Here is a 20,179-nt window from a genome sequence, read left to right as displayed (position 1 = left end):
CGCACGACCCTCCGATGGGGGATGATCGAAAGTGTGACGGAGACGGAAACCGAAGCGCGATCGACGGAAGACGACTGGCAGCCCGGCGAGGCCGCGCCGGAGGCACCCCCCGCGGCCACGGCCACCGCCGTCGACAATGAACTGCCCGAGGACCGCTACCTCAACCGCGAGCTGAGCTGGCTCGATTTCAATGCCCGGGTGTTGGCGCTGGCGGCCGACACCTCGTTGCCCCTGCTGGAGCGAGCCAAGTTCCTGGCGATCTTCGCGTCCAATCTCGATGAGTTCTACATGGTCCGGGTGGCCGGGCTGAAACGTCGCGACGAGATGGGTTTGTCGGTGCGGTCGGCCGACGGGCTGTCCCCGCGGGAGCAACTGCGCCGCATCGGCGAACGCACGCGCCAGATCTCGTTGCGCCAAGCCGAGGTCTTCATCGAGTCGGTGCGTCCGGCGTTGGCGGACGAGGGAATTCAGATCGTCACGTGGGCCGACCTCACCGACGCCGAACGCCGCGAACTGTCGACGTACTTCCATGAGCAGGTGTTCCCGGTTCTCACACCGCTCGCCGTGGACCCGGCACACCCGTTCCCGTTCGTGAGTGGGCTGAGCCTCAACATGGCGATCACCGTCAAGTCCCCTGACGACGGCGGCGAGCACTTCGCCCGTATCAAGGTGCCCGACAACGTCGACCGGTTCGTTGTCCTCAAGGGCACCGACGGCGATAGCGACGTCCGATTCCTGCCCACCGAAGAACTCATCGCCGCTTTCCTGCCGGTGTTGTTCCCCGGCATGGAGATCGTCGAGCATCACGTCTTCCGCATCACCCGCAACGCCGACATGCAGGTCGAGGAAGACCGCGACGAAGATCTGCTGCAGGCGCTGGAACGTGAACTGGCACGGCGCCGATTCGGCTCGCCGGTGCGCCTCGAGGTCGCCGACGACATGACCGAGCACATGCTCGAACTGCTGTTGCGTGAGCTCGACGTACATCCCGGCGATGTGGTGCAGGTGCCGGGGCTGCTGGATCTTTCGTCGCTGTGGCAGGTGTACGACGTCGACCGCCCCGCGCTCAAGGACCGCCCGTTTGTGCCGGCCACCCATCCGGCCTTCGCCGAACGCGAGACGCCGAAGAGCATTTTCTCGACGCTGCGCGATGGCGATGTGCTGGTGCACCATCCGTATGACTCGTTCTCGACGAGTGTGCAGCGCTTCATCGAACAGGCCGCCGCCGATCCGAATGTGTTGGCAATCAAGCAGACGCTGTACCGCACCTCGGGCGACTCCCCCATCGTCAACGCGCTCATCGATGCGGCCCAGGCGGGTAAGCAGGTGGTCGCGCTGGTGGAACTCAAGGCGCGCTTCGACGAGCAGGCCAACATCAAATGGGCTCGCACGCTGGAAGATGCGGGCGTACATGTCGTTTACGGGCTGATCGGGTTGAAGACGCACTGCAAGACCTGTCTTGTCGTGCGCCGCGAAGGGTCGACGATCCGTCGTTACTGCCATATCGGCACCGGTAACTACAACCCGAAGACCGCACGGTTGTACGAGGACGTCGGCCTGATCACCGCCGCCCCCGACATCGGCGCGGATCTGACAGACCTGTTCAATTCGCTCACCGGCTATTCCCGCAAGGTCAGCTATCGCAACCTTCTGGTCGCCCCGCACGGTGTGCGCAAGGGAATCATCGAACGGATCGAACGCGAGATCGAGGCACACAGTCAGGGCGGCAACGGCCGGATTCGGCTGAAGGCCAACGCCCTTGTCGACGAACAGGTCATTGACGCGCTGTACCGCGCATCGCAGGCCGGGGTGCGCGTCGAGGTGGTCGTCCGCGGCATCTGCGCCCTCAAGCCGGGCGCCGAGGGATTCTCCGAGAACATCGTCGTGCGCTCGATTCTCGGCCGCTTCCTGGAGCATTCGCGGATCTTCCACTTCAACGCGATCAACGAGTTCTTCATCGGCAGCGCCGACATGATGCACCGCAATCTCGACCGTCGGGTCGAGGTGCTGGCTCAGGTGAAAGACCCGCGGCTCACCGCGCACCTCGACGAGATCTTCGAATCGGCGATGGATCCCTCGACGCGGTGCTGGGAACTGGGACCCGACGGCCACTGGACCGCGTCGCCGCAGGACGGCCGACAAGTCCGCGACCATCAGGTGTGGCTGATGGAACGACATCGGCAGCACTGAGTGCATCCTGCAGTTGCGACCACCGGATCCGGCCCCGTCCAGGGACCCGAATTGATTTGCGGGAGTTGAGGTGGCCAAGAGAGCGTCACGTGACAGCTCGAGGACCAAATCGACGAAGAAAGCGGCGACCAAGAAGGGCAAGACTCTGCAGCGGCGGGTCCTCGCGGCCGGCGCTGCGCTGTGGCGGCCTGACCCGGATACCGGCGAGCTACATGTCGCGGTGATTCACCGGCCGCGCTACGACGACTGGTCGCTGCCCAAGGGCAAAGTCGATCCCGGTGAGAACGAACCGGTCGCCGCGGTGCGCGAAATCTGGGAGGAAACCGGTCAGCGCTGTCAGCTGGGCCGGCGTCTGATTCAGACGCACTATCAGATTCCGCAGGGCACCAAGATCGTTCACTACTGGGCGGCACGCGCGCTGGGCGGCGAATTCACTCCCGGTGCGGAAGTCGATCTGCTCGAATGGCTGCCGGTCGAGGATGCGGCGAAGCGCCTCACCTACCCGCACGACCGGGACGTGCTCAAGGCGTTCACCCGACAACCGGCCGACACCACGACGGTGTTGGTCGTGCGGCACGGCACGGCGGGCATCAAGTCCCGCTACAAGGGCGACGACCGAAGCCGACCGCTGGACAAGAACGGTCGCGCGCAAGCGGAATCGTTGGCCGGCCAGCTGATGGCCTTCGGGGCCACCGATATCTATGCCGCCGATCGGGTTCGGTGCATTCAGACGGTCGAACCGCTGGCGCAGGAACTCGGCGTGACGATCTCCGCCGAACCCACGCTCACCGAAGAGGCGTACGCCGGCGATCCAGACGCCGCGCACAACCGCATCATCAAGATCGCCGCACACGGTGGCACACCGGTCATCTGCACGCAGGGCAAGGTGATTCCCTACCTGCTGGCATGGTGGCGCGGCACCGACAAGCCGGACAAGTCACGCAATCGCAAGGGCAGCACCTGGGTGCTGTCCTTCGCCGGGGACCGGATCGTGGCCGCCGACTACATCGACAGCCCACTGGCGACGAGGCCCTGACACGCGAATACGCCGCGGGCGTTGAGCCCGCGGCGTATTCAACTTCTGTGTTTAGCGACGGCCCTTCTTGGCCGGAGCCTTCTTAGCCGGAGCCTTCTTGGCCGGTGCAGCCTTCTTGGCGGGCGCGGCCTTCTTGGCCGGAGCCTTCTTAGCCGGAGCCTTCTTGGCGGGCGCGGCCTTCTTGGCCGGAGCCTTCTTAGCCGGAGCCTTCTTGGCCGGTGCAGCCTTCTTGGCGGGCGCGGCCTTCTTGGCCGGAGCCTTCTTGGCCGGTGCAGCCTTCTTGGCGGGAGCCTTGGCAGCAGCCTTCTTCACGACCGCCTTGCGAACGGCCTTCTTGACCGCAGCCTTCTTGACGGCGCCGCCGACAGCACCGCGCTTGACGGCGGGGCCTTCCGACGGAAGCTTCTGTGAACCAGAGACGACGGCCTTGAATTGAGCGCCGGGACGGAAAGCGGGAACGGAAGTCGGCTTAACTTTGACGGTTTCGCCGGTGCGCGGATTGCGCGCCACGCGAGCGGCACGGCGCCGCTGCTCGAAAACGCCGAACCCGGTGATGGTCACGCTGTCGCCCTTGTGCACCGCGCGCACAATGGTGTCGACGACGTTCTCCACCGCCAGTGTTGCCTGCCGACGATCTGAGCCCAATTTCTCCGTGAGTACGTCGATGAGCTCTGCTTTGTTCATTCAATTCCTCCGAAGCCAGTGGTCCACTTTGGACCGACTGCAGAACACGGTAAACCCAAGAGCTGCATATTTCCAAGAGCCACGCCCAATTTCAGGCTCTACTTAGGAGGATTTCAGCAATCCGCTTGCCGCCCTAGGGCGGTGAATCGAGGGGGTCGGAACCCCCTTTTTGGGGCGGGATTTCGGCATCCCGCACCGTTCAGGAGGGCGTCGAAATACGCGGCTTCCAACTCGGGCGGGCGGCCTCGAAAGCTTCGATTTGATCGCGTTTCCGCAGCGTAAGGCCGATATCGTCGAGACCTTCCAGCAGTCTCCAAGCTGTGTAATCGTCAATCGTGAACGGCACCACGGCCGTTCCCGCGGTGATATTTCGATCTTGAAGATTGACAGTGATTTCCAGCCCCGGATTCTGCTCGATGAGCTTCCAGAGAAGTTCAACATCATCTTGAGCGACTTCGGCCGCCAACAGTCCGGCCTTGCCCGCGTTGCCGCGAAAGATGTCGGCGAAACGGGACGAGATGACGACCCGGAATCCGAAGTCCATGAGCGCCCAGACCGCATGCTCACGCGACGAGCCGGTGCCGAAGTCGGGTCCGGCGACCAAAACCGAACCCCGGTCGAAGGGGCTGAGATTCAGAATGAACGAGGGATCGTTGCGCCACGCGGCGAACAATCCGTCCTCGAAACCTGTTCGGGTGACCCGCTTCAAATACACCGCCGGAATGATTTGGTCGGTGTCGACATTGGACCGTCGCAACGGAACGCCGATGCCGGTGTGGGTGTGAAAGGCCTCCATCGTGTTCTCCTTAGCAGGTCTAGTTTTTAGAGATCGGCGGGCGAGGACAGCGTTCCGCGCACCGCGGTCGCGGCGGCGACGGCGGGCGAAACCAGATGTGTGCGGCCGCCCTTGCCCTGCCTGCCTTCGAAATTCCGGTTGGATGTCGACGCGCAGCGTTCGCCCGGCGCCAGCTGATCGGGATTCATTCCCAGGCACATTGAGCAGCCGGCCTGCCGCCAGTCGGCGCCGGCGGCGGTGAAGATCTCGCCCAGCCCTTCGCTTTCGGCCTGCGCCCGCACCCGCATCGATCCCGGCACGATCAGCATCCGCACCCCGTCGGCGACCTTGCGGCCCCGCAGGACGTCGGCCACCACCCGCAGATCTTCGATGCGTCCGTTCGTGCACGAGCCGACGAAGACGGCGTCGACGCCGACCTCACGCATCGGAGTGCCCGCCCGAAGGTCCATGTATGCCAACGCCTTCTCGGCGGCCTGCCGCTCGGCATCGCTGGTCATCAACTCGGGATCCGGCACCGACTCGCCCAGCGGCACACCCTGACCGGGGTTGGTACCCCACGTCACGAATGGGCTCAGCGTCGTCGCGTCGATGTAAACCTCGGTGTCGAATTCGGCGCCCTCGTCGGTCTTCAGCGCCTCCCACGCGGTCACCGCGGCATCCCAGTCCACACCCGTCGGCGCGTACGGACGGCCGCGCAGGAATTCATAGGTGGTCTCGTCCGGAGCGACCATTCCCGCGCGGGCGCCGGCTTCGATACTCATATTGCAGATCGTCATCCGGCTTTCCATCGACAGCGATTCGATGGTGCTGCCGCGATATTCGATGACGTAGCCCTGGCCGCCGCCGGTCCCGATCTTGGCGATCACCGCCAGGATGATGTCCTTGGCGCTCACCCCGGGAGGCAGTGCGCCGTCGACGTTCACCGCCATGGTCTTGAACGGCCGCAGCGGAAGTGTCTGAGTGGCAAGCACATGCTCGACTTCCGACGTGCCGATCCCCATCGCGATCGCACCGAACGCGCCGTGAGTGGAGGTGTGGCTGTCGCCGCACACGATCGTCATCCCGGGTTGGGTCAGACCGAGTTGGGGTCCCATCACGTGGACGATCCCCTGCTCGGCGTCGCCCATGGGATGCAGCCGGATGCCGAACTCGGCACAGTTGTGCCGCAATGTCTCGACCTGGGTCCGGGAGATCGGGTCGGCGATCGGCTTGTCGATGTCGACGGTCGGAACGTTGTGGTCCTCGGTGGCGATCGTGAGGTCCGGGCGGTGCACCGGACGGCCGGCCAGCCGCAGCCCGTCGAAGGCCTGCGGGCTGGTCACCTCGTGAATGAGGTGCAGATCGATGTAGATCAGATCGGGTTCACGCGACGCACCGGTGCCGGTTCCGGCGACCACGACGTGGTCGTCCCACACCTTCTCGGGCAGTGTCCTGGGCTTGTCGGACTGAGCCATCAGTTCTCACTTCACTTTTCGACTCCCGGAACATAAGTCTGGATATCTCACATTTCGGGACGCTAGTATCTCTCTATGAGACAGGATAGCGGCATCGGCGTGCTCGACAAAGCCGTGGGCGTACTGCACTCGATCGCCGATTCACCGTGCGGCTTGGCCGAACTCTGTGAGCGGACCGGCCTGCCGCGGGCCACCGCGCACCGGCTCGCCGCCGGCCTCGAAGTCCACCGTCTGCTGGCGCGCGACAACGCGGGACGCTGGCGCCTCGGGCCCGCCATCTCCGAATTGGCCGCCCACGTCAACGATCCCCTGCTGGCGGCAGGCGCCACGGTATTGCCGAGGCTGCGGGAGATCACCGGTGAGAGCGTTCAGCTCTACCGCCGCGACGGCACCACCCGGATCTGTGTCGCAGCCCTGGAACCGCCTGCCGGACTTCGCGATACCGTGCCCGTCGGAACGCGCCTGCCGATGACGGCCGGGTCCGGGGCCAAAGTGCTGCTGGCGTTCAGCGACAACGCCACCCAGCAAGCCGTGCTGCCGACAGCGAAATTCACCGAACGCACGCTGGCCGAGGTCCGCCGCCGCGGCTGGGCTCAGAGTGCAGCCGAGCGCGAACCCGGGGTGGCCAGCGTCTCGGCGCCGGTGCGCGATCGCACCGGCGCGGTGGTCGCGGCGGTGTCGGTGTCAGGCCCTATCGACCGGATGGGTCGTCGGCCCGGGGCCCGCTGGGCGGCCGACCTGGTGGCCGCCGCCGATGCGCTCACCCGGCGACTGTGATCCCCGCGACAGCCGTGCGGGACGGCCTGACAAACTGACGCGATGGGAACGAATCAGCGCAACCAGATCGTCATGTCGGACGCCGAGATCGCCGACTTCGTGGCACGCAGCCGCACCGGCACGATGGCCACCATCGGGGCCGACGGACAGCCGCATCTCGTCGCCATGTGGTACGGCGTCCTCGACGGTGAGATCTGGGTCGAGACCAAGGCCAAGTCGCAGAAGGCGGTCAATCTCCGTCGCGATCCGCGGGTGAGCTTCCTCATCGAGGACGGTATGACCTATGACACGCTGCGCGGCGTCTCCTTCGAAGGCGTGGCCGAGATCGTCGACGACCCCGACACCATTTTCAAGGTCGGTGTCAGCGTGTGGGAACGCTACAACGGGCCATACACCGACGACCTCAAGCCGGCCGTCGACATGATGATGAACAAGCGGGTCGCGGTGCGCATTGTGGCCAAGCGCACCCGCTCCTGGGATCACGGCAAGCTCGGCCTGCCCGCGATGCCGCTGGCCGGTTCCACCGCGCCCACCGAGTAGTCCTGCCGTAGAACGACGAATCGCCCGGTCGGATGACCGGGCGATTTCGTTTGGTAGCCCCGATGGGATTCGAACCCACGCTACCGCCGTGAGAGGGCGGCGTCCTAGGCCGCTAGACGACGGGGCCGGAACCAAATCTGTGGCACGCCTTGCGGCGTACCGGGTTGCCAGCATAGCTCAGAGGCCGTTGCCGACATAATTGCTGGGGTACCAGGACTCGAACCTAGAATGGCTGAACCAGAATCAGCTGTGTTGCCAATTACACCATACCCCATTGGCTGCCTATAACCGCTGGTCAGGCACCCTTATCCCCTGCTTGGCGAGGGATTGAGTGCCGCTGCCCAGTGGTTGCGGGCCGACGAGCAGACTACCAAAGATTTCAGGCGTCTTTTTCCACGGCCCCGGCGTGGTCGCGTGACTCGCGCAGTCGCTGCAGGCTCCGCTCACGTCCCAGCAGCTCCAGCGATTCGAAGAGCGGCGGGCTGATGGTGGATCCGGTGACGGCCACCCGGATCGGGCCGAACGCCTTGCGCGGCTTGAGCTCGAGGCCCTCCAGCAGTGAAGCCTTCAGTGCCTCCTCGATGGCCGGCGTCGTCCACTGCGCCGCCCCCTCGAGCGCGGTGATCGCCGCGTCGAGCACTGGAACCGCGTCGGGGCGCAGCTCCTTGGCCGCGGCCTTGGGATCCAACTCGTAGGCGTCGTCGTCGAAGAACTTCAGCAGTCCCCACGCGTCGGAGAGCACCACGATGCGCGTCTGCACCAGCTGCGCGGCGGTGGCGAAGCCGGCATCGTCGAGCCCCGTGTCGTGGCCGTGAGCCTCGAAGTAGGCGCGCAGCCGCGCGGCGAAGTCCGCCTCGTCGAGACGACGGATGTGTTCGGCGTTGATGGCGTCGGCCTTCTTCTGGTCGAACCGTGCCGGGTTGGAGTTCACGTTCACGACGTCGAACGCGGCGACCATCTCGTCGAGGGTGAAGATGTCGCGGTCCTCGGCAATCCCCCAGCCCAGCAGCGCCAGGTAGTTCAGCAGCCCCTCGGGCAGGAAGCCGCGGTCGCGATGCAGGAACAGGTTCGACTCCGGGTCGCGCTTGGAGAGCTTCTTGGTGCCCTCCCCCAACACCGGTGGCAGGTGCGCGAATTCGGGTACCCGCTCTGCCACCCCGATACGAATGAGGGCCCGGTATAGCGCGATCTGACGGGGCGTCGAGGGCAGCAGATCCTCGCCCCGCAGGACGTGGGTGATCCTCATCAACGCGTCGTCGACCGGATTCACCAAGGTGTACAACGGTTCTCCGGTCGCCCGGGTCAGGGCGAAATCGGGAACCGTTCCGGCGGCGAACGTTGTCGTGCCACGAACCAGGTCGTGCCAGCTGATGTCTTCGGCCGGCATCCGCAGCCGCACCACCGCAGTGCGCCCCTCCGCCTCGTAGGCGGCGCGCTGCTCCTCGGTCAGATCGCGGTCGTAATTGTCGTAGCCCAGTTTGGGATTGCGCCCGGCCGCGACGTGCCGCGCCTCCACCTCCTCGGGAGTGGAGTAGGCGAGGTAGGCCTCGCCCGCGTCGAGCAAGCGGGTCAGCACATCGCGATAGAGCTCGGTGCGCTGCGACTGCCGGTAGGGCTCGTGAGGGCCGCCGACCTCCGGGCCTTCGTCCCAGTCCAGGCCCAGCCACCGCAATGCCTCCAGCAGTGCGTTGTAACTCTCCTCGGAGTCGCGCGCGGCGTCGGTGTCCTCGATGCGGAACACGAACGTCCCGCCGGTGTGTCGGGCATAGGCCCAGTTGAACAGGGCGGTACGCACCATCCCGACATGCGGGATGCCGGTCGGCGACGGGCAGAACCGTACGCGCACCGTGTCGTTGGCGACCGCGGTCATCAATTGCCCTTCCGGATAACAGGATTGGTCAAGGTGCCGATGCCCTCGATGCTGATGCTGACGGTGTCACCGTTTTCGATGGGCCCCACCCCTTCCGGTGTGCCGGTGAGAATGAGATCGCCGGGCAGCAGCGTCATGACCGCGGAGATCCACTCGATGATGGCCCCGATGTCGTGGATCATCATCGAAGTCCGGCTCAGCTGGCGCACCTGGCCGTTGACCTCGGTGCGGATCTCCAGATCGGAGGGATCGAGATCGGTGACGATCCACGGGCCGGTGGGACAGAACGTGTCGTGCCCCTTGGCGCGCATCCACTGTCCGTCGGCCTTCTGCTGATCGCGGGCGGACACGTCGTTGGCGATCGTGTAGCCCAGGATGTTCTCCGCGGCACGGGCGGCCGGGACGTCCTTGCAGGGCCGGCCGATCACGACGGCGAGCTCACCCTCGTGGTGCACCGGTGAAGCGTTGGCGGGCAATTGAATTGGTACGCCGGGGCCGATGATCGACGTGTTGGGCTTGAGGAAGATCACCGGGTCCTCCGGCGCCTCGCCGCCCATCTCCTCGATGTGGGCAGCGTAGTTCTTGCCCATGCAGACCACCTTGCTGGCCAGGATCGGCGCCAGCAGGCGGACATCGGCCAGCGGCCAGCTCCGGCCGGTGAACGTCGGCGTGCCGAATGGATGTTCGGCGATTTCACGAACGATTTCACTCCCGGGGTCTCCTTCGATGCTGACGAAGGCGACCCCATCGGGGCTGGCGATTCGACCCAGGCGCATGCGAACAGACTAGTGCTGCGGTTTCGCCGAGCCGAAAGCCCCCGACCGGCGTTGAGTGAGTAACCACGTGCGCCCCTTCTCGCACGTTCTCTGCGCCAGCGCTCACTCAACAGTCTATCTCATATAGTGAGATATTGATTCCGCATTGTGGGACGTGCGTGGAATCATGGGCTCATGGCCGTCGCAACGATCAGCACCGTGCGGCGCTGGATGATGCTCGTGATCGCGTTGTTCGCCACGTTGTCGGCCAATGTCTTCATCAACGGGGCGGCTTTCCTGATCCCGACTCTGCACACCACGATGGGTCTCGACCTGGCCAAAGCCGGTCTGGTGTCAGCGATGCCGAGCTTCGGCATGGTGGTGACGCTGATCGCCTGGGGTTATGTGGTGGACCGGGTCGGCGAGCGCTTCGTGTTGTCGGTCGGCTCCGCGCTGACCGCGGCCGCGGCGCTGGCGGCCGCGTCGTCACACTCCCTGGTTCTGGTCAGCGTCTTTCTGTTTCTGGGCGGAATGGCGGCGGCGAGCAGCAATTCGGCCAGCGGACGACTGGTCGTCGGGTGGTTTCCGCCACACCAGCGCGGATTGGTGATGGGTATCCGCCAGACCGCGCAACCGCTGGGAGTCGCGTTCGGCGCGTTGGTGATTCCTCGGCTGGCGCAGTCCCACGGGGTCGGCGTCGCGTTGCTGTTTCCGACGATCGTGTGCGCGGTGGCGGCCGTGATCTGCGCCATCGCCGTGGCCGACCCGTCGCGCCCGCCGCGCGCCGAGGCGCCGGCCGAGCACCTGGCCAACCCCTATCGCGGTTCGGCATTGCTATGGCGCATCCACGCCGTGTCGGTGCTGTTGGTGGTGCCGCAGTGTGTGGTGTGGACGTTCACGTTGGTGTGGCTGATCGTCGACCGCGGCTGGTCCGCGGAGGGCGCCAGCCTGATGGTGATGTTCGCGCAGGTGCTGGGAGCGCTCGGCCGCATCGCCGCGGGCCGCTGGTCGGACCGGCTGGGTCTGCGGCTGCGGCCGATCCGGACGATCGCGATCGCCGCGGCGACGGCGATGTTCCTGTTGGCGCTGACCGACGCCCTGCACTCCCCGCTGAGCATCGCGGTGATGGTCGCGGCGTCGGTGATCACGGTCAGCGACAACGGGTTGGCGTTCACCGCGATCGCCGAGATCGCCGGACCGTTCTGGAGTGGACGCGCACTGGGCGCGCAGAACACCAGCCAACTGCTGACGTGCGGGCTCGCCCCACCGTTGTTCGGCGCGCTGATCGGTGTCGTCGGTTACCCGATCGCGTTCGCGGTGTGCGCGCTGTTCCCCGTCGTGGCGGTGCCGCTGGTGCCGGCCGACCCCGCTCGCCGGGACTAGAGCGCCGCGCGGATCCGGTCGCCGACCTCACGGGTCGACAGCGTCTCGTTCCCGCGGGTCGCCAGATGGTTGGCGACAGCCTTGTCGACCCGGGCAGCCGCGGCGTCCTCGCCGACGTGACCGAGCAGCAGAGCCACCGACATCACCGCCGCCGTTGGATCGGCGATGCCCTGCCCGGCGATATCGGGCGCACTGCCGTGCACTGGTTCGAACATCGACGGATTGGTCCGCGTGGCATCGATATTGCCGCTCGCAGCCAGGCCGATTCCACCACACACGGCCGCCGACAGGTCGGTGATGATGTCGCCGAACAGGTTGTCGGTGACGATGACGTCGAACCGCCCCGGATCGGTGACCATGTGGATGGTGGCGGCGTCGATGTGCTGGTAAGCGACCTCGACGTCCGGGAACTCGGAGCCGACTTGCTCGACTACCCGTGCCCAAAGGCTGCCCGCGAAGGTCAGCACATTCGTCTTGTGCACCAACGTCAGATGCTTACGCCGGGACTGGGCGCGCGCGAACGCGTCGCGCACCACCCGTTCGACACCGAACGCGGTGTTGACGCTGACTTCGGTGGCCACCTCATGCGGGGTGCCGACGCGCAGCGCGCCGCCGTTACCGGTGTAGGGGCCTTCGGTGCCTTCGCGTACGACGACGAAGTCGATTCCCGTCACGCCGGACAGCGGGCTGGCCACCCCGGGGTACAGCCGGCCCGGCCGCAGGTTCACGTGATGGTCGAGGGCGAACCGCAGTTTGAGCAGCAGGCCGCGTTCCAGCACACCGCTGGGCACCGACGGGTCTCCGATGGCACCGAGCAGAATCGCGTCGTAGCCGCGAAGTTCCTCGATGGTCTCGGCAGTGAGCAGCTCGCCGGTCGCGTGGTAGCGGCGCGCACCGAGGTCGTACTCGGTCTTGTCCACGCCGGGCAGCACCACATCGAGCACCTGCAGCGCCTCGCCGATCACTTCCGGGCCGATACCGTCGCCCGCGATCACCGCCAATTTCATGACAGGTCCACCACTTCCAGGGTCGTCGCGCCGACGGCGTCACGGATCGCCGACCGGACATCGTCGGAGACGTCGCGCTCGAGCCGCAGCATCAGGGTCGCGGCTGTGCCGCTGGTGTCCTGGCTCAGCTGAGCCGCCAGGATGTTCACATCGGCATTCCCGAGCAGGGTGCCGATCTTGCCGAGCGCACCCGGCTGATCGGAGTAGTGCAGCACCAGGTTCACGCCCTCGGCGCGCAAATCGAAATTGCGCCCGTTGATCTGGACGACCTTCTCGACCTGCTGCGGCCCGGACAGGGTTCCGGACACATTCGTCGCGGTGCCGTCGGGCCCCACCACCCGCACATCGACAAGGCTGCGGTGGTTGGGGCTCTCGCTGGCCGTGATCAGCTCGCTCTGCAGACCGCGTTCCGCGGCCAGGTTCGGCGCGTTGACGAACGTCACCTGCTGATCGGTCACCGTCGAGAAGAAGCCGCGCAGCGCCGAAAGCTTCAGCACCTCAACGTCTTCCGAAGCGATCTCACCGGAGACCCGCACCGACAGGTTCGACGCGGCGCCGGTGGACAGCACGCCGACGAGCAGGCCGAGCTTGCGGACCAGATCCAGCCACGGCGCCACCTCTTCGCTGACGGCGCCGCCGCCGACGTTGACCGCATCCGGCACGAACTCCCCCGCGAGCGCCAGCTTTACGCTCGCCGCCACATCGGTGCCGGCCCGGTCCTGGGCTTCGGCGGTGGAGGCACCGAGGTGTGGGGTGACGACCACTTGCGGCAGCTCGAACAGCGGGCTGTCGGTGCACGGCTCGGTGCTGAACACGTCGAGACCCGCGGCGAACACATGACCACTGGTGATCGCGTCGGCCAGGGCCTGCTCGTCGATCAAGCCGCCACGGGCGGCGTTGACGATGATGACGCCCTTCTTGGTCTTGGCCAGTGCCTCCTTGCCGAGCAGACCGGCGGTCTCCGGGGTCTTGGGCAGGTGAACCGAGATGAAGTCCGCGCGGCCGAGCAGTTCGTCGAGCGGGAGCAGCTCGATGCCGAGCTGGGCGGCGCGGGCCGCGGGCACATACGGGTCGTAGGCGATGACGTGGGTGCCGAAGGCGGCCAGCCGCTGGGCGACGAGCTGCCCGATCCGGCCCAGGCCGACGACGCCGACGGTCTTGCCGAAGATCTCGGTGCCGGAGAACGACGAGCGCTTCCAGGTGTGCTCGCGCAGCGTCGCGTCGGCGGCGGGGATCTGCCGCGCAGCCGACAGCATCAAGGCCAGCGCATGCTCGGCGGCGCTGTGGATGTTCGACGTGGGCGCGTTGACCACCAGCACCCCGGCTGCGGTGGCGGCGTCGACGTCGACGTTGTCCAGACCGACGCCGGCGCGGGCGATGATCTTCAGCTTGGGCGCGGCGGCGATCACCTCGGCGTCGACCGTGGTGGCCGAGCGCACCAGCAGCGCGTCGGCGTCGGCGACCGCTTCCAGCAGTTTCGGCCGGTCCGGGCCGTCGACCCAGCGCACCTCGACCTGGTCACCCAGGGCTGCGACGGTCGACTCGGCGAGCTTGTCTGCGATCAGTACAACGGGCAGATTCACGCCGGTCAGCCTAGTGTGTCCCGGTCAGTAGACGACCATCGGCCAGCCGTCGGAGCGACGCTGGTCTACTAATGGCGTGGACGTCACCGTCGTCGGCAGTGGTCCCAACGGGATGGCCGCTGCCGTCATCTGCGCGCGAGCCGGTTTGAGGGTGCGTGTGATCGAGGGTCAGCCGACGTTCGGCGGCGGTGCCCGCACTGCCGCCGACCCGGAGTACGCCGGGATCCGCCACGATGTCTGCTCAGCGGTGCACCCGCTGGCGCTGGCGTCACCGTTCTTCGCCGAGTACGACCTGGCCGCCCGCGGGGTGCAGCTGGTAGTGCCGGAGATCTCCTACGCCAATCCCCTGCCGAACCGTCCCGCCGCCATCGCCTACCACTCGCTGGAACGCACCTGCGCAGAGCTCAGCGACGGCAGCTCCTGGCGCCGGTTGTTCGGACCGCTGGCCGAGCACCCCGATGGTGTCGTCGGATTCTTCCTCGGCGACAAACGGTCACTGCCGCCGGATCTGATCACCACCGTGCGATCCGGTCTTCGCGTTCTCGCTCAGGGCAGCCCGGCATGGGGCGTGCTGCGTGGCGACGATGCCCGGGCGTTATTCACCGGTGTTGGCGCGCATGCGATTTCGACAATGCCGTCGCCGGTCAACAGCGGCGCGGGAATCATGCTCGGCACGCTCGCGCACACGGCGGGCTGGCCGGTGCCGGTCGGCGGCAGCCAGGCGATCATCGATGCGATGGTGGCCGACCTGCGCGCCCACGGTGGCGAACTCGTCGTCGGCGAGCCGGTGACCTCACCTCCCCCCGGCGTGGTCATCTACGACACGGCGCCGACGGCGCTATTGGACATCTACGGCTCGCAGGTGCCGGACAAGTACGCAAAATCGTTGCGCCGCTACCGGTTCGGCCCCGGTGTCTGCAAGGTGGATTTCGTGCTCTCCGGTGACATCCCGTGGCGCGACGAACGATTGGCCAGCTCCCCCACCGTGCACATGGGTGGGTCCCGGGCGCAGATGGCGCTGTGCGAAAAGGAGATCGCGTCGGGCAGGCACGCCGAATGGCCGATGACGCTGGCCTCGCTGCCCCACCTGTCGGATCCGTCGCGCATCGACTCCGCGGGACGGCGGCCGCTGTGGACCTACGCGCACGTGCCGGCGAACTCGGCCACGGACGTGACCGAGACGATCATCGGGCTGTTCGAGAAGGCCGCCCCTGGTTTCCGCGATCTGGTGCTGGCATCGCGCTGCACCACCGCCGCGCAGATGTCGGCACACAACGCCAATTACGTGGGCGGCGACATCATCGTCGGTGGGGCAACGTTGTTCGCCGCGATGGTCGGCCCCACGCTGCGCTGGAATCCGTGGACCACCCCGATCCCGAAGGCGTACCTCTGCTCGTCGGCGACGCCGCCGGGCACCGGTGTGCATGGCATGTCCGGTTACTACGCCGCGCGCACCGTGCTCAAGCGTGAATTCGGGCTGCCGCTGCCGTCGCTGGCTCCGTAGTTCCCGCGGCTGCTACGAAACCTGGTCGAACAGCAGCGCGAGCTGCCCGGGCGAGATCGACACTCCGCACTGATTGCGCAGGTCGCGCAGCGGCCGGGCGATGTTCTGCAGGTCGTTCAGCTCGCCGAGGTGGCCGGCGAAGTATCCCCGCACCGAGGCCCGCGCGTCCTCGGGCGACTGACTGGCCGCGGCGGTGAGCACATCGTCAGCGCCGGGATGGTTGGCCAGATAGCCGCCGGCCTCGGCCAACACTCCGCTGGCCGTCGAGGACAGTCCGCTGGCGGTGCAGGGCGCGGCGGCGGCGGTCGGCATCGCGGCGGCGGCTCCGACACCGAGGGCACAGGTCACCACCGCACCGAACGCAATACCTCTAAGTGTCATGCCGAACTCCTTTGCCGTCACGATGATCGCCCGAAGCGGTTTGCACGACGGAGTACCCACGACTCGACTCCCTATACAGAAGCCCTTACTGTTGTAACTTCGGGAATTCCGCCACCCGGGCTGTAGGGAAGCCCTAGCATCAGCGGACATGACCATCTCCCCGGCCACGACCACTCCCGAGTCGGTCGCCGTGCGCGTTGCGATCCCGTTGCGCGAACGCCGCTACGACTGGTTCTTCATCGTGGTGTTCACGGTGTTCATCGGATCCTCGTTCACCGGTGACATCGTGAACATGGTGGGCCGCCCCGACCCGGACTCGGACTTCTTCCTCGCCCGGATGGTGTACCAGGTCTACGCCGACGGCACCGATCCCCTGCTGATCGCCAACCCACGGTTTCTTCAGGTCGGTGCCAGCGTGTCCGCGGTCGTCTTCGGCACCTTCTACGTGGTGGCTGTCTATGCCTTCATCCGCGGCCGCGAGTGGATCCGCAAACCGTCGTTCATCTATACCGGGATGGTCGTGCAAACCACGTTCATCGTGGTGATGGTCGGATTCGCCGGGGACGCACCGCTTTTCCAAGCGGTGTGCAACACGATCTACGACTACACGTTCACCAACGTGCCCAAGGCGCTGGCCTACAACCTGCCCTACATCGTCGTGCCGATTCTGCTGACCGCGCGGATGTGGCGGGCGCATCCGTTCACTCGCCCCGAACGCAGTTCGGCGCGCTAACCGGTGCTGAACACCGGTTAGCGCGCCGAAATCTGACGAAACTAGGCGGTTTCGGTGATCGGCCGGTCGACCCAGCTCATCAGGTCGCGCAGCTTCTTGCCGGTGACCTCGATCGGGTGCTCGGCGTTCTTCTTGCGCAGCGCCTCAAGCTCCTTGTTGCCACCCTCGACATTGGCGACGAGCCGCTTGACGAAGCTGCCGTCCTGAATGTCCTTGAGGATGCCCCGCATCCGCTCCTTGGTGTCGGCATCGATGACGCGCGGGCCGGAGATGTAGCCACCGAACTCCGCGGTGTCGGACACCGAGTAGTTCATCCGGGCGATGCCGCCCTCGTACATCAGGTCGACGATCAGCTTGAGCTCGTGCAGCACCTCGAAGTAGGCCATCTCGGGGGCGTAACCGGCCTCGACCATGACCTCGAAGCCGGCCTTGACGAGTTCCTCAGTGCCACCGCACAACACGGCCTGCTCACCGAAGAGATCGGTCTCGGTCTCTTCCTTGAAGTCGGTCTTGATGACGCCGGCGCGGGTGCCACCGATGCCCTTGGCGTAGGACAGCGCAAGCGCCTGGCCCTCGCCCTTGGGGTCTTGGTCGACGGCGATCAGGCAGGGCACACCCTTGCCGTCGACGAACTGGCGGCGCACCAGGTGGCCGGGGCCCTTGGGGGCGACCATGCCGATGGTGACGTTGGCCGGCGGCTTGATCAGCCCGAAGTGGATGTTGAGGCCGTGACCGAAGAACAGCGCGTTGCCGTCCTCGAGGTTGGGCTCGATGTCGTTCTTGAAGATCTCGGCCTGCGCGGTGTCAGGAGCCAGCAGCATGATGACGTCGGCCCACTTGGCGACCTCGGCGGGGGTGTCGACCTCGAGGCCCTGCTCGGTGACCTTCTCGCGCGACTTGGAGCCCTCCTTGAGGCCGACCTTGACCTGCACACCCGAGTCGCGCAGGCTCAGCGAGTGAGCGTGGCCCTGGCTGCCGTAACCGATCACACCGACCTTGCGGCCCTGGATGATCGACAGGTCGGCGTCATCGTCGTAGAACATCTCAACTGACACGATTGAACTATCCTTTTCGTTGTTTTCTTCGGTGGGGTCTTTTACTTGGCGTTCGTCATGCCGCGCGGACCGCGCGACAGTGACACCACGCCGGATTGCACGATCTCGCGCACGCCGTAGGGCTCGAGCACCCGCAGGAACGCTTCGATCTTCTCCTGGGTACCGGTCGCCTCGATCGTCAGCGACTCGGTGGACACGTCGATCACCTTGGCGCGGAACAGGTTCACCGCCTCGATGACCTGGCCCCGGGTACCGGCGTCGGCGCGGACCTTGATCAGCGCGAGCTCGCGGTGGACCGAGTTCTCGGAGTCCTGCTCGACGATCTTGATCACGTTGATCAGCTTGTTGAGCTGCTTGGTGATCTGCTCGAGCGGCGTCTCCTCCGCGGTGACGACGATCGTCATCCGCGACATGTTCTTCTGCTCGGTGGCGCCGACGGCCAGCGACTCGATGTTGAAGCCACGCCGGGAGAACAGCGCTGCCACCCGGGCGAGCACACCGGGCTTGTCTTCGACCAGCACCGAAAGGGTGTGGGTGACCGTGTTTCCCGCCATCAGGCCCGTCCCTCCTCGTTGTCATCGAACAGCGGGCGGATGTTGCGCGCCGCCATGATCTCGTCGTTGCCACAGCCCGCGGCGACCATCGGCCACACCTGCGCGTCGGCGCCGACGATGAAGTCGATCACCACCGGGCGGTCGTTGATGGCCCGAGCCTGGTTGATCACGTCGATCACGTCTTCCTCACGCTCGCAACGCAATCCGACGCAGCCAAGGGCTTCGGCCAGCTTCACGAAATCCGGGATGCGGTGGCTGTGCGTGGCCAGATCGGTTTGGCTGTACCGCTCTTCGTAGAACAGCGTCTGCCACTGACGCACCATGCCCAGGTTGCCGTTGTTGATCAGCGCGACCTTGATCGGCACGCCTTCGACCGCGCAGGTGGCCAGCTCCTGATTGGTCATCTGGAAGCAGCCGTCACCGTCGATCGCCCACACCTCGGCATCGGGCCGGGCCATCTTGGCGCCCATGGCCGCCGGGACGGCGTAGCCCATGGTGCCCAGACCACCGGAATTCAGCCAGGTGCGCGGGTTTTCGTAGGAGATGAACTGCGCCGCCCACATCTGGTGCTGGCCGACACCGGCCACGTAGATGGCGTCCGGCCCGGCGATCTTGCCCAGTTGGGAGATCACGTATTCCGGGCTGAGGCTGCCGTCATGCTGCGGGTCGTAGCTCAGCGGATAGGTGGCCTGGATGCCGTTCAGGTACTCCCACCAGGCGTCCTGGTTGGCGCGGGGATCTGCGCCGATCTTGCGCAGCGCCTCGATCAGTTCGGTGATCGCGAGCTTCACATCGCCCACGATCGGCACGTCGGCGTTGCGGTTCTTGCCGATCTCGGCCGGGTCGATGTCGACGTGGATCACCTTCGCCTCGGGCGCAAAGGAATCCAGCTTGCCGGTCACCCGGTCGTCGAACCGCGCACCCAGGGCGATCAGCAGGTCGCTCTTCTGCAGGCCGGCCACCGCGGCGACCGTACCGTGCATGCCCGGCATACCCAGGTTCTGCTGGTGGCTGTCCGGGAAGGCACCGCGGGCCATCAGCGTGGTCACCACCGGGATGCCGGTCAGCTCGGCCAGCGTCCGCAACTCTTCGGTTGCCTCGCCGCGGATCACGCCGCCGCCGACATAGAGCACCGGCTTGCGCGCGGCGGCGATCAGCTTGGCGGCCTCGCGGATCTGCCTGCTGTGCGGCTTGGTGTTGGGCTTGTAGCCGGGCAGGTCGATCTGCGGCGGCCACGAGAAGGTGCACTGCCCCTGCAGGATGTCCTTGGGGATGTCCACCAGGACCGCCCCGGGTCGGCCGGAGGCGGCGATGTGGAACGCCTCGGCGATCACCCGCGGGATGTCGTCGCCGTTGCGCACCAGGAAATTGTGCTTGGTGATCGGCATCGTGATGCCGGAAATGTCGGCTTCCTGGAAGGCGTCGGTCCCGATCAGGCTGCGACCGACCTGCCCGGTGATGGCGACCACCGGGATGGAGTCCATCTGCGCGTCGGCCAGCGGGGTGACCAGGTTGGTGGCGCCGGGACCCGAGGTGGCCATCATGACGCCGACCTTGCCGGTGGCGTGGGCGTAGCCGCTGGCGGCGTGCCCGGCGCCCTGCTCGTGGCGGACCAGCACGTGGCGCAGCTTCTGCGAGTCGTAGAGCGGGTCGTAGACCGGCAGCACCGCGCCGCCGGGGATGCCGAAGATGGTGTCGACACCGATCTCCTCCAGCGAGCGCACCACCGCCTGGGCGCCCGTGAGCTGCTGCGGGGCGACGCGCTTGGCGGCCGCCGTCCCGTTCTTACCGGCTGAATGTGCTGCGCCTGAGCTGGCGGCGGTCGCCGACGGCTCGGGTGGTCGCGTGGTGGGAGCGCTCACGGTGTCGTCCTTTTC

The 20,179-nt window shown here is 66.3% G+C and carries 18 protein-coding genes and 2 tRNA genes; 7 read left to right on the top strand and 13 right to left on the bottom strand.

Annotated features, from left to right (window positions below; all coding sequences use genetic code 11):
- Positions 1-21: 21 nt before the first annotated feature.
- Together K0O64_RS10115 and mutT1 are read left to right on the top strand one after the other, a co-directional pair.
- On the top strand, positions 22-2,190 hold the full coding sequence (locus tag K0O64_RS10115) for an RNA degradosome polyphosphate kinase (protein WP_071946331.1): 2,169 nt from the start codon (positions 22-24) through the stop codon (positions 2,188-2,190).
- Between the two features lie 70 nt (positions 2,191-2,260).
- Positions 2,261-3,226: an 8-oxo-(d)GTP phosphatase MutT1 gene (gene mutT1, locus K0O64_RS10110; protein ID WP_096311022.1), complete on the top strand. Its 966-nt coding sequence runs from the start codon at positions 2,261-2,263 to the stop codon at positions 3,224-3,226.
- 51 nt (positions 3,227-3,277) lie between these two features.
- Here mutT1 and K0O64_RS10105 read toward each other — a convergent pair whose 3' ends face one another.
- The 3 genes from K0O64_RS10105 to leuC all read right to left on the bottom strand — a co-directional run bounded on the left by K0O64_RS10105 (position 3,278) and on the right by leuC (position 6,160).
- On the bottom strand, positions 3,278-3,910 hold the full coding sequence (locus K0O64_RS10105) for an HU family DNA-binding protein (protein ID WP_096311021.1): 633 nt from the start codon (positions 3,908-3,910) through the stop codon (positions 3,278-3,280).
- A gap of 199 nt (positions 3,911-4,109) precedes the next feature.
- Positions 4,110-4,706 carry a 3-isopropylmalate dehydratase small subunit gene (gene leuD / locus K0O64_RS10100; RefSeq protein ID WP_071946336.1) on the bottom strand — a complete coding sequence of 199 codons (597 nt, stop codon included), beginning with the start codon at positions 4,704-4,706 and terminating at the stop codon, positions 4,110-4,112.
- Positions 4,707-4,732: 26 nt separating this feature from the next.
- Entirely contained in the window at positions 4,733-6,160 is a 1,428-nt protein-coding gene (leuC, locus tag K0O64_RS10095) for a 3-isopropylmalate dehydratase large subunit (protein WP_096311020.1), read from the bottom strand.
- Between the two features lie 75 nt (positions 6,161-6,235).
- Here leuC and K0O64_RS10090 point away from each other — a divergent pair, with 75 nt between their 5' ends.
- Complete coding sequence (locus K0O64_RS10090) at positions 6,236-6,937, top strand: IclR family transcriptional regulator (protein WP_071946340.1); 702 nt, start codon at positions 6,236-6,238, stop codon at positions 6,935-6,937.
- Between the two features lie 42 nt (positions 6,938-6,979).
- A complete protein-coding gene (locus tag K0O64_RS10085) occupies positions 6,980-7,477 on the top strand; it encodes a pyridoxamine 5'-phosphate oxidase family protein (protein WP_096311019.1) in 498 nt (165 codons plus the stop codon).
- Positions 7,478-7,528: 51 nt separating this feature from the next.
- On the opposite strand, the gene K0O64_RS10080 is transcribed toward K0O64_RS10085, so the two are convergent.
- The 4 genes from K0O64_RS10080 to K0O64_RS10065 form a co-directional block, all read right to left on the bottom strand.
- Positions 7,529-7,604 (bottom strand) — tRNA-Glu (locus K0O64_RS10080).
- A 75-nt stretch (positions 7,605-7,679) separates the two neighbouring features.
- A tRNA-Gln gene (locus K0O64_RS10075) sits at positions 7,680-7,751 on the bottom strand.
- A 105-nt stretch (positions 7,752-7,856) separates the two neighbouring features.
- Complete coding sequence (gene gltX, locus K0O64_RS10070) at positions 7,857-9,347, bottom strand: glutamate--tRNA ligase (protein WP_220046341.1); 1,491 nt, start codon at positions 9,345-9,347, stop codon at positions 7,857-7,859.
- On the bottom strand, positions 9,347-10,123 hold the full coding sequence (locus K0O64_RS10065) for a fumarylacetoacetate hydrolase family protein (RefSeq protein WP_071946346.1): 777 nt from the start codon (positions 10,121-10,123) through the stop codon (positions 9,347-9,349). The genes gltX and K0O64_RS10065 overlap by 1 nt, the downstream gene beginning before the upstream one ends.
- A 174-nt stretch (positions 10,124-10,297) precedes the next feature.
- On the opposite strand from K0O64_RS10065, the gene K0O64_RS10060 reads away from it, so the two are divergent.
- The gene (locus K0O64_RS10060; protein WP_096311018.1) at positions 10,298-11,485 is read left to right on the top strand and encodes an MFS transporter; all 1,188 of its coding nucleotides are present in this window, start codon (positions 10,298-10,300) and stop codon (positions 11,483-11,485) included.
- Here the strand turns inward: K0O64_RS10060 and K0O64_RS10055 are convergent.
- A complete protein-coding gene (locus K0O64_RS10055; protein ID WP_071946350.1) occupies positions 11,482-12,492 on the bottom strand; it encodes a 3-isopropylmalate dehydrogenase in 1,011 nt (336 codons plus the stop codon). The genes K0O64_RS10060 and K0O64_RS10055 overlap by 4 nt on opposite strands.
- A complete protein-coding gene (serA, locus tag K0O64_RS10050) occupies positions 12,489-14,075 on the bottom strand; it encodes a phosphoglycerate dehydrogenase (RefSeq protein WP_096311017.1) in 1,587 nt (528 codons plus the stop codon). Before serA ends, K0O64_RS10055 begins: the two co-directional genes overlap by 4 nt.
- A gap of 76 nt (positions 14,076-14,151) precedes the next feature.
- Here serA and K0O64_RS10045 point away from each other — a divergent pair, with 76 nt between their 5' ends.
- On the top strand, positions 14,152-15,579 hold the full coding sequence (locus K0O64_RS10045) for a phytoene desaturase family protein (RefSeq protein WP_071946354.1): 1,428 nt from the start codon (positions 14,152-14,154) through the stop codon (positions 15,577-15,579).
- A gap of 12 nt (positions 15,580-15,591) precedes the next feature.
- Here the strand turns inward: K0O64_RS10045 and K0O64_RS10040 are convergent, their stop codons facing one another.
- Entirely contained in the window at positions 15,592-16,020 is a 429-nt protein-coding gene (locus tag K0O64_RS10040) for a hemophore-related protein (protein WP_344792305.1), read from the bottom strand.
- 88 nt (positions 16,021-16,108) lie between these two features.
- Here K0O64_RS10040 and K0O64_RS10035 point away from each other — a divergent pair, with 88 nt between their 5' ends.
- Complete coding sequence (locus K0O64_RS10035; RefSeq protein ID WP_220046340.1) at positions 16,109-16,693, top strand: EXPERA domain-containing protein; 585 nt, start codon at positions 16,109-16,111, stop codon at positions 16,691-16,693.
- Between the two features lie 41 nt (positions 16,694-16,734).
- Here the strand turns inward: K0O64_RS10035 and ilvC are convergent, their stop codons facing one another.
- From ilvC to K0O64_RS10020, 3 genes are read right to left on the bottom strand one after another with little or no spacing between them, the layout of a single operon-like run.
- On the bottom strand, positions 16,735-17,736 hold the full coding sequence (gene ilvC, locus K0O64_RS10030; RefSeq protein ID WP_174714175.1) for a ketol-acid reductoisomerase: 1,002 nt from the start codon (positions 17,734-17,736) through the stop codon (positions 16,735-16,737).
- 53 nt (positions 17,737-17,789) lie between these two features.
- Positions 17,790-18,302: an acetolactate synthase small subunit gene (gene ilvN / locus K0O64_RS10025; RefSeq protein WP_071946362.1), complete on the bottom strand. Its 513-nt coding sequence runs from the start codon at positions 18,300-18,302 to the stop codon at positions 17,790-17,792.
- Positions 18,302-20,164 carry an acetolactate synthase large subunit gene (locus K0O64_RS10020; protein ID WP_220046339.1) on the bottom strand — a complete coding sequence of 621 codons (1,863 nt, stop codon included), beginning with the start codon at positions 20,162-20,164 and terminating at the stop codon, positions 18,302-18,304. The genes ilvN and K0O64_RS10020 overlap by 1 nt, the downstream gene beginning before the upstream one ends.
- Positions 20,165-20,179: the final 15 nt, after the last annotated feature.

This window comes from Mycolicibacterium pallens (genome assembly GCF_019456675.1).
Classification (GTDB): domain Bacteria; phylum Actinomycetota; class Actinomycetes; order Mycobacteriales; family Mycobacteriaceae; genus Mycobacterium; species Mycobacterium crocinum.
This window is presented reverse-complemented; position numbering and strand designations above follow the sequence as displayed.

Excerpts from the sequence above, each read along its gene's own strand:
- K0O64_RS10115 (WP_071946331.1), top strand. The coding sequence starts at position 22 with ATGATCGAAAGTGTGACGGAGACGGAAACCGAAGCGCGATCGACGGAA.
- K0O64_RS10035 (WP_220046340.1), top strand. The coding sequence starts at position 16,109 with ATGACCATCTCCCCGGCCACGACCACTCCCGAGTCGGTCGCCGTGCGC.
- K0O64_RS10085 (WP_096311019.1), top strand. The coding sequence starts at position 6,980 with ATGGGAACGAATCAGCGCAACCAGATCGTCATGTCGGACGCCGAGATC.
- ilvN (WP_071946362.1), bottom strand. The coding sequence starts at position 18,302 with ATGGCGGGAAACACGGTCACCCACACCCTTTCGGTGCTGGTCGAAGAC.
- K0O64_RS10055 (WP_071946350.1), bottom strand. The coding sequence starts at position 12,492 with ATGAAATTGGCGGTGATCGCGGGCGACGGTATCGGCCCGGAAGTGATC.
- leuC (WP_096311020.1), bottom strand. The coding sequence starts at position 6,160 with ATGGCTCAGTCCGACAAGCCCAGGACACTGCCCGAGAAGGTGTGGGAC.
- ilvC (WP_174714175.1), bottom strand. The coding sequence starts at position 17,736 with ATGTTCTACGACGATGACGCCGACCTGTCGATCATCCAGGGCCGCAAG.
- K0O64_RS10060 (WP_096311018.1), top strand. The coding sequence starts at position 10,298 with ATGGCCGTCGCAACGATCAGCACCGTGCGGCGCTGGATGATGCTCGTG.
- K0O64_RS10090 (WP_071946340.1), top strand. The coding sequence starts at position 6,236 with ATGAGACAGGATAGCGGCATCGGCGTGCTCGACAAAGCCGTGGGCGTA.
- K0O64_RS10105 (WP_096311021.1), bottom strand. The coding sequence starts at position 3,910 with ATGAACAAAGCAGAGCTCATCGACGTACTCACGGAGAAATTGGGCTCA.
- K0O64_RS10065 (WP_071946346.1), bottom strand. The coding sequence starts at position 10,123 with ATGCGCCTGGGTCGAATCGCCAGCCCCGATGGGGTCGCCTTCGTCAGC.
- leuD (WP_071946336.1), bottom strand. The coding sequence starts at position 4,706 with ATGGAGGCCTTTCACACCCACACCGGCATCGGCGTTCCGTTGCGACGG.
- gltX (WP_220046341.1), bottom strand. The coding sequence starts at position 9,347 with ATGACCGCGGTCGCCAACGACACGGTGCGCGTACGGTTCTGCCCGTCG.